This is a genomic window from Micromonospora sp. NPDC051141 (assembly GCF_044455765.1).
GTDB lineage: Bacteria > Actinomycetota > Actinomycetes > Mycobacteriales > Micromonosporaceae > Micromonospora.
In genome coordinates, this window is sequence record NZ_JBITFD010000010.1 from 291,596 (window position 1) to 299,439 (window position 7,844).

Below are 7,844 nucleotides of genomic sequence, written 5' to 3' on the forward strand. Positions count from 1 at the left end.
GAAACGTCACGCATTTCCGCTCCATCTGTCGCTGTCGCCCCCTTTCCCGCGTGCCCCGAGGACGATTTGATGCCGTTTCCCGACGGATCGGAGATCTGATGCGCGTCGCCCTCCTGACCACGACGCAGCACGGTCACCTGAACCCGTACGTTCCGGTGGTCAACGCGCTCCGCGCCGCCGGCGGCGACGTCACGCTGCTGCTGTTGTCAGCGGACGGAGGCATGCTCGACGACCAGCGCCGCCAGGCCCTCGGCACCACGCCGGTCCACCTGGTCGGGAAGGTCGAGATGGCGCCGTGGAGCGACGATCCGGCGAAGATCGGCGCGATGCTCCAGGCGTCCCCGGTGGCGGACCAGACGACCGAAGCGCTGCGCGCGACGGCACCTGACTTCGTACTCGTCGACTCGCTGCCGGTCACCGCGTCGGCCATGGTCGGCGCCGAGGTCTCCGGCATTCCGTACGGGATGATCTGGGCCAACCTGGGAGGCGTCTGCCCACGCGAACACCGACGGGGACGCTGGGCCTACGACGAGCAGGTCGGCGACTATCTGATCCGGCACGGGGTGCGGTGGTCGACCCGGACCCATTCGGCGCGATCGCCGATTCTCAATCTGATGCCGACGATTCCGGCGCTCCTCGGGAACGACGGCGTGACCGACGACGGCGTGCGGCTGATCGGGCTGCCGGGCGCGGCCGGAACCCGCGGCGACGAGGTGGCCTTCGCCGGCCTCGACCGGATCGAGCCGGGCCGCCCGGTGGTGTACGTCTCCTTCGGCACGATCTTCTACCGGCGACCCGACCTGCTGCGCACGGTCATCACCGGCGCGGCGGCCACCGGCGCCCAGGTGATCGCCGCGGTCGGTGACCTCGCCGAGGACCTCGCGTTGCCCGACGACGTGCTCACCGCCCCGTATTTGCCGCAACGTGAGGTGCTCGAACGCGCCGACGTGTTCGTCACCCACGGCGGGTACAACTCCGTCGCCGAGTCGATCCGCGCGGCGACACCGATGCTGGTCATCCCGCTGGCGGTGGACCAGCCGGTGCAGGCGCACTTCGTGGGCGGCGCGGGCTTCGGGACCGCGCTGGCGCCGGCCGACGTCACCGCGCGGGCGGTCACCGACGCCGTCACCGACCTGCTCGACCCCGCCCGGGACTACCGGGCCCGGTTGCGCGCCGCACAGCCGGAGTGCGGCGACTCCGCCGCCCGGACGGCGGAGCTGGTCCTCGACACGGTCGGGACGCTCCGGCGCGAGGAGAAGCGGTGACCACCGTCCCACGGGAACCGGCGGGCGACCCGATCGTGCTCGACGACCGGGAACGCCACTCCTTCCGGGTGGACCGCCGCGCCTACACCGACGACGAGCTGGCCGCCCGGGAGATGACCAGGATCTTCGACCGCTGCTGGCTGTACGTCGGACACGAGTCGGAGGTGCCCGGACCGGGCTCCTACGTGACACGTGACGTCGGCGGGCGGCCGGTGGTCATGGCGCGCGGGTCCGACGGGGTGATCCGGGTGTTCGCGAACAGCTGCCCGCACCGCGGCGCGCTGATCTGCGCGGAGCCGGCCGGGCAGGCCAGGTCGTTCCGGTGCCCCTACCACGACTGGACGTTCTCCAACCGGGGCGACCTGGTCGGGGTCCCGATCCCGGACGGGTACGGACCGGGCTTCCGGAAGGCGGACCACGGCCTCACGCAGCACCGTGGTGACGCCTACCGCGGATTCGTGTTCGTCACCTTCGATCCGCGACAGCGGCGCACCCTGACCGAGTACCTGGCGGGCGCGACGGAGTACCTCGACCTGATCGACGACCAGTCCGAGGTCGGGATGGAGGTGATCCAGGGCGCGCAGCTCCACGGCGCGCGGGCCAACTGGAAACTCATGATGGAGAACAGCGTCGACATCTACCACTTCCGGGCCCTGCACAAGCGTTACGTCGGGTACATGGAGTCGCTGGGGTCGGTGCCACCACGACGACGAGGCGGCTTCGGCCGCGCCCTCGGGTTGGGACACGGCGCCAACGAGCTGCCACCGGCGGCGGCCCGCCCGCTCGCGTACTGGACGCCGATGTTCAGCCCGGAGGTCCGGCCGCGGATCGAGGCGACGGCCGCCCGGTTCGTCGACAGGTTCGGCGCCGAGCGCGCCGAGCGGATCACCGGCACCAACCGCGCGTTGCTGATCTTCCCCAACTTGATGATCATCGACGCGATCGCGATCACGATCCGCAAGATCGACCCGATCGCCCCCGACCGGATGGCCATCACCTCGGTCGCGCTGGCCCCGAAGGACGAGGATCCGGACATCCGGGAACTCCGCAAGAGCCACTACCTGACGTTCCTCGGCCCCGCCGGCTTCGCCACCCCCGACGACATCGAGATCATCGAATCCTGCCAGCGGGGTTACCTCAACCGGGCGGTTCGCTACTCGGACCTGTCCCGCGGCATGAACAGGGCCGTACCGGAGACGACCGACGAGCTTCCCGCCCGCGAGTTCTGGCGGCAGTGGGACCGACTGATGCACGGCGGCGACGATCACCACGAGATCGCTCGGCCGGCGCAGCGGCAGGGGGCGGAACCGCGATGACCGTCGAGCTGACCGTCGACGAATCGGCCCAGGTGCGGTTGTGGCACCGGGTGAACCAGTTCCTCTTCCGGGAGGCGCGGCTGCTCGACGAGTGGCGCCTGCGCGAGTGGTACGACGAGATGCTGACCGACGACATCCGCTACCGGGTGCCGGCCACCGACGTCCGCGACGAGGGGGCGAACGTGCTCGGGCTCATCGACGACGACGCCGCCCGCCTGCGTCAGCGCATCGACCAGCTCCTCACCGGCGAGGTGTGGTGCGAGAACCCGCGATCGCGGACGAACCGGCTGGTCAGCAACGTGGAGATCCTGACCGACCGGGGCACCCACCTCGACGTGGCGGCGAATGTCGTCGTACACCGGTTCGGGCACGGGCGCTCCGACGCCTACGTCGGGAAGTACCGGTTCGAACTGGTCGCCGAGGGCGGGTCGTTCCGGACCCGGCGCCGGGTCGTGGTGCTGGACCACGAGACGCTGGTCGAGCACGGAAAGCTCAGCATCATCCTGTGACCGGGCAGTGAAGACGGCCCCTCCGGGCAGCGCCCCACCGGTCGCCGCCGTCCGACCGGGTCTCCCGCGCGAGGTCTACGTCCTCAGCGTCGTCGGCGGATGTGTCATGTTGGGCCTGGGGCTGGTGCTCCCGGTGCTCCCGGTGTACGCGGCGACGTTCGGGGCCGGGCCGACCCGGATCGGCGCGCTCGTCGCCCTGTTCGCGTTGATGCGGCTGGTCGCCAGCCCGTTCTGCGGCCGGCTGGGCGTGCGTTTCGGGGAGCGGCGGGTCCTGGTCGCCGGCCTGCTGCTCTGTGCGGTCTCCTCGGGGCTGACGGCCTTCGCCGGGTCCTACGGGCAACTGCTCGTGTTCCGGGGCCTCGGCGGCGTCGGCTCGGTGCTGTTCTCGGTGTCCGCGCTGGCGATGCTCCTGGCGGTCGCGCCGGCCGACCGGCGGGGGCGGGCCAGCGCCGTGTTCGAGGCGGGCTTCCTGCTCGGCGGAGTCTGCGGACCGGCCCTGGGCGGGCTCCTCGCGCTCGTCACCCTCACCGCGCCGTTCCTGGCGTACGCCCCGATGTTGCTGGCCGCCGCGGTGCTGACGCCGGCGCTGCTGCGCACCGGCCGGACCGCCGGCGCGGAGCCCGGTCGCCCGGTGCTCGGACTACCGGCGCTGCTGCGGGACCGACGCTACGTGGTGGCCTGCCTCGCCGCGCTGGCGCAGGGCTGGGTCCTGTTCGGACTGCGCGGCGCACTGGTCCCCACGCTGGTCGTGGTGGCGTGGCGACACGACGTGTCCTGGGCGGGGTGGGCGTTCACCCTGTCCGCCGCCGTCCAGGCGGTGCTGATCATGCCGGCCGGCCGGCTGGTCGATCGGGCCGGCCGCCGAGCCGCCATGATCACCGGCACCGGCGTGGCGGCGGCCTCCGTCACCGCCCTGGCGTTCGTCGACCGGTACGCCTGGCTCGTCGCGCTGCTCTGCGTGTACGCCGCGGGATCGGCGCTGCTCAACGCCGCGCCGGCCGCGCTCGTCGGTGACGTCGTGGCCGGCCGGGCCGGCAGCGGCGTCGCCGGCTTCTCGATGTGCACCGACATCGGCGCCGTGGCCGGACCGGTCGTCGTGGGGCTCGTCGCCGAGCGGGTGAACGTTCCGGCCGCCTTCGCCAGCGGCGCCGCGCTGCTGGCCGTCGCCTTCGTGGCGTCGGGCACGTTGACCACCGTTCGTCCGACCCGAAGGAGTTGACGATGGATCAGCCGGTTGACCGCCACGAGCGGGGTGAGGCCATGTTCCAGCAGGTCTTCGGACGTGAGCCGCGCCCGGGCTCCTACCCGGAGTTCCTGCGGATCACGGTCGACCACCTGTTCGGGGAGATCTGGACCCGCCCGCACCTGAGCGTCGAGGAACGCGAACTGGTCGCGCTGACCGCTGTCGCGCTGGCCCGGACCGACTGGGAGCTGCGCGGCCACATCGGTGCCGCGCTGCACCTCGGGATGTCGCGGGAGAAGATCGTCGAAGTCATCATCCAGCTCGCCTACTACGGTGGCTGGCCGGTCGCCAACAACGGGCTGCGCGTGGCCCAGGAGGTCTTCGCCGAGCTGGACGAGGCCGCCGGGAGGGCCGCGTGACCGGTCAGCCGTCCCCGCTCGACCCGGACGAGAAGGTCGACCTGTGGCGCCAGCGGTTCTTCGAGGCCCAGGCCGCCGCCGAGGAGTTCGTCCTGGGCGAGCACGGCGAGGCGGGCCTGACGGCGTGGATCCGGGCGAACTCCCGCATCACCGCGGCGCTGCTCCGGGCGCAACGGCCCGCCGGAGTGTCCGCCACCGACCACTTCATGACCCGGCTGCACCGTCAACTGCTGCTGTACGACTCGGCGGTGACCAGCGAGCGTCAGCCCTCGGGCACCGTCCTGCGCAACACCGACTGCGGGATCCTGCGTTACCGCAGAAAGGCCGCCCGCGCCGGCGTCGTGCTGACGCTCTCCTCACCGTGCACGTACTGCCAGCCGCTCCACGAGACCATCGCCGCCCGCTACCTGGACCCGGACGTCAGGGTGTCGTGCGTGCGGGCCGGCGACGGGTGCACCTGGCGCGCGGAGTCTCACGTACCGGGCGAGGAGACGGACGGGTCGCCGCACCGTGGGCGAGCCGGCGGCTGAACCACCGGCAGCAGCGTGCGCTCGTCGGCCGGCGACCCGCTGCCGGCGAGCGTCATGCCGAGTTGCCGGCCCACCGCCACGCACATGTCGACCGCCGCGGTGCGGGTCAGGTCCTGATGATCGTTACGGGTGAAGCAGGCCGACGCCACATTCCTGTTCCGCAGCCGCAGGTACCACGGGAACAACGCGCCCAGCGCCGGTTCGGTCAGCATGGTGCGCGAGTGCACGATGGTCCCGACCAGCAGGTTGCCGAACGGTCGCTGCCGGGCGTTCATGAAGCTCTTCAGGCGCTCCTGAAAGATCTTCAGCACCGCGGGGACGTTCCCCGCGTACACCGGCATGGCGAGCAGCATCGCCTGCGCACCCTCGGCCAGCTCGACGACGTGCGCGAAGTCGTCGTCGATCGGGCACCGGCCCACCTCCGGATCGAGACAGGTGTCCTCGCCCTCGCACATGGCGATGGAATGGTCGATCAACCGGATCCGCTGGATCTCCGCGCCGTCGACCTCCCGGACGACGCCGCTGATCGCCGCCTCCAGCAGCGCGTCGGTCACCGACGGCAGGCGCTTCTGGGTGCAGGACAACGCAACGATCTTCATTCGGAGGGCCTCCAGGAATTGACGATCGTCGAATCATAGCGGGATAATCCCCACCGGAGCCGGGCTGGCCACAGGCCGAACCTCGCGGTGCGCCGACACCGGCGAACCGTGGGCACCCACCCGACGTCGCTACCAGCGGGCCGCTGAGCCACGTCGCGGACCGTCTCCCGGGCGGAGCGAGCCGTGACGGCGCCGAGCAGCACCTCGAACGCCAACGAGCGGAATCACCTGCTCCGGCGCGTAGCGCGCCCGTCATCCCGTCGCCCCGGAGGAACGCAGATGCCACCCACCCGTACCCGGCTCCGGTCGGCGGTGGCGGTGTCCACCGCCGTCACCGTCGCCGTCGCCGCCGCACTCACCACCACCGTCTCCGCGCAGGCCGCCGCCGGCTGCCGGGTCGCCTACACCGTCACCAGCCAGTGGCCGGGCGGATTCGGCGCGAACGTCGACCTCACCAACCTCGGCGATCCGCTCACCAACTGGCGGTTGACCTGGTCGTTCACCGCCGGGCAGGTGGTCGGGCAGCTGTGGAACGGCACGGTGGCCCAGTCCGGCGGCCGGGTCACCGTGACCAACACCGGCTGGAACGGCAACCTCGGCACCGGCGCCGGCGCGCAGTTCGGCTTCGGCGGCTCGTGGAACAACGCGTCGAACCCGGCGCCGACCGACTTCGCGCTCAACGGCGTGCCGTGCACCGGAAGCCCGACCACCACCACGCCGGCACCGACCACCCCGCCGCCGACCGGCCCGCCACCGACCACCGGCCCGCCACCGACCTCCGGCCCGCCGCCGACCAACTGGCCGCCCACCGCCACACCGACGCCGCCGCCCACCAGCCCGCCGCCGCCGTCGGCCGCGCAGACGAACACGGTCGGGCGCGTCCGGGCGGTCGGGAGCAGCGTCCAGTACACCTGGCCCGGCACCTACTTCGAAGGGCGGTTCCGGGGCACCGGCGTCGGGATCGTGCTCAACGACAGCCAGAACGACTACGCCGTCCAGATCGACGGCACGACCGTCGCCACCCTGGTCACCCCCGGGCAGACCACCTACTGGGTCCGGAACCTCACCGACGCCATCCACACCGTACGGCTCGTCAAACGCACCGAGAGCCCGTGGGCGGCCGGCGAGTTCGGCGGTCTCGTCGCCGCACCCGGTGGCGTGGTCCTGGCCAAGCCCGCCGCCCGCAGCCGCCAGATCGAGTTCATCGGCGACTCGTGGACCGCCGGCTACGGCAACATGTCGACGACCCGGGACTGCTCCGCCAACGGCGGGGTCACCCGCAACTCCAACGCCGACGTCACGTTCGGCGCGCTCACCGCACAGAGCCTGGACGCCGACTTCCAGCTCATCGCCTGGTCCGGCCTGGGCATGGTGCGCAACTACAACGGCGGGGGCACCGACAACTTCCGCACCTACTACGAGACCGACCTCCAGGCGCTCTGGAACAGCACCGTGTGGCAGAAGCCAGCCACCTGGCAACCACAACTGGTCGTGGTCGGCCTGGGCATCAACGACTTCTCCACCGCCCTGCACGCCGGTGAGCGGTGGAGCACCCCCGACCAGCTCGCCGCCGACTTCCGGACCGCGTACCTTGGCTTCCTCGACAAGCTGCGGGCCCGCTACGGGCCCGACACGTTCATCGTGCTCACCTACCCGGACCTGTCCGGCACGCCGCTCGCCAGCTCCGTGCAGCAGGTCGTCCGGACCCGGACGGACGCGGGCGACACCCGGGTCCGCTCGCTCTACTACGACGACACCGCGCTCGGCCTGGACAAGTTGGGCTGCGACTGGCACCCGTCGCGGCGCGACGACCAGTTGATCGCCGGCGCGCTCACCCGGTTCATCGGCACGCTGCCGTTGAGCTGGTAACCCGACGTGGGGGGGGGGGGGGGGCCCCCCCCCCCCCCCCCCCCCCCCCCCCCCCCCCCCCCACCACTCCGCCCGGGGCGACCCATGGCGCGAAAAGGCACCGAAAAATCAGCGCCCCACGGGATCACATCCGTGGCGCGGACGGAGTAACGTA

At 71.8% G+C, this 7,844-nt stretch carries 8 protein-coding genes; 7 read left to right on the forward strand and 1 reads right to left on the reverse strand.

Going from position 1 to position 7,844, the window contains the following annotated elements:
- Positions 1–98 precede the first annotated feature (98 nt).
- From ACIA6B_RS20720 to ACIA6B_RS20745, 6 genes are read left to right on the forward strand one after another with little or no spacing between them, the layout of a single operon-like run.
- Positions 99–1,265: a glycosyltransferase gene (locus tag ACIA6B_RS20720; RefSeq protein ID WP_396775454.1), complete on the forward strand. Its 1,167-nt coding sequence runs from the start codon at positions 99–101 to the stop codon at positions 1,263–1,265.
- A complete protein-coding gene (locus tag ACIA6B_RS20725) occupies positions 1,262–2,581 on the forward strand; it encodes an aromatic ring-hydroxylating dioxygenase subunit alpha (protein WP_396775456.1) in 1,320 nt (439 codons plus the stop codon). The genes ACIA6B_RS20720 and ACIA6B_RS20725 overlap by 4 nt, the downstream gene beginning before the upstream one ends.
- Complete coding sequence (locus tag ACIA6B_RS20730; protein ID WP_396775457.1) at positions 2,578–3,090, forward strand: aromatic-ring-hydroxylating dioxygenase subunit beta; 513 nt, start codon at positions 2,578–2,580, stop codon at positions 3,088–3,090. Before ACIA6B_RS20725 ends, ACIA6B_RS20730 begins: the two co-directional genes overlap by 4 nt.
- A 7-nt stretch (positions 3,091–3,097) precedes the next feature.
- Positions 3,098–4,309 carry an MFS transporter gene (locus tag ACIA6B_RS20735; RefSeq protein WP_396775458.1) on the forward strand — a complete coding sequence of 404 codons (1,212 nt, stop codon included), beginning with the start codon at positions 3,098–3,100 and terminating at the stop codon, positions 4,307–4,309.
- A gap of 2 nt (positions 4,310–4,311) precedes the next feature.
- Positions 4,312–4,692: a carboxymuconolactone decarboxylase family protein gene (locus tag ACIA6B_RS20740; RefSeq protein ID WP_396775459.1), complete on the forward strand. Its 381-nt coding sequence runs from the start codon at positions 4,312–4,314 to the stop codon at positions 4,690–4,692.
- A complete protein-coding gene (locus ACIA6B_RS20745; protein ID WP_396775461.1) occupies positions 4,689–5,222 on the forward strand; it encodes a hypothetical protein in 534 nt (177 codons plus the stop codon). The genes ACIA6B_RS20740 and ACIA6B_RS20745 overlap by 4 nt, the downstream gene beginning before the upstream one ends.
- On the opposite strand, the gene ACIA6B_RS20750 is transcribed toward ACIA6B_RS20745, so the two are convergent.
- Positions 5,165–5,821, reverse strand: coding sequence for a flavodoxin family protein (locus tag ACIA6B_RS20750; RefSeq protein ID WP_396775463.1), 657 nt, complete (start codon positions 5,819–5,821; stop codon positions 5,165–5,167). The two genes, ACIA6B_RS20745 and ACIA6B_RS20750, sit on opposite strands and share 58 nt — an antisense overlap.
- A 279-nt stretch (positions 5,822–6,100) precedes the next feature.
- Between ACIA6B_RS20750 and ACIA6B_RS20755 the strand changes: the two genes are divergently transcribed.
- Positions 6,101–7,690: a cellulose binding domain-containing protein gene (locus tag ACIA6B_RS20755; protein ID WP_396775464.1), complete on the forward strand. Its 1,590-nt coding sequence runs from the start codon at positions 6,101–6,103 to the stop codon at positions 7,688–7,690.
- The last annotated feature ends 154 nt before the right edge of the window (positions 7,691–7,844 follow it).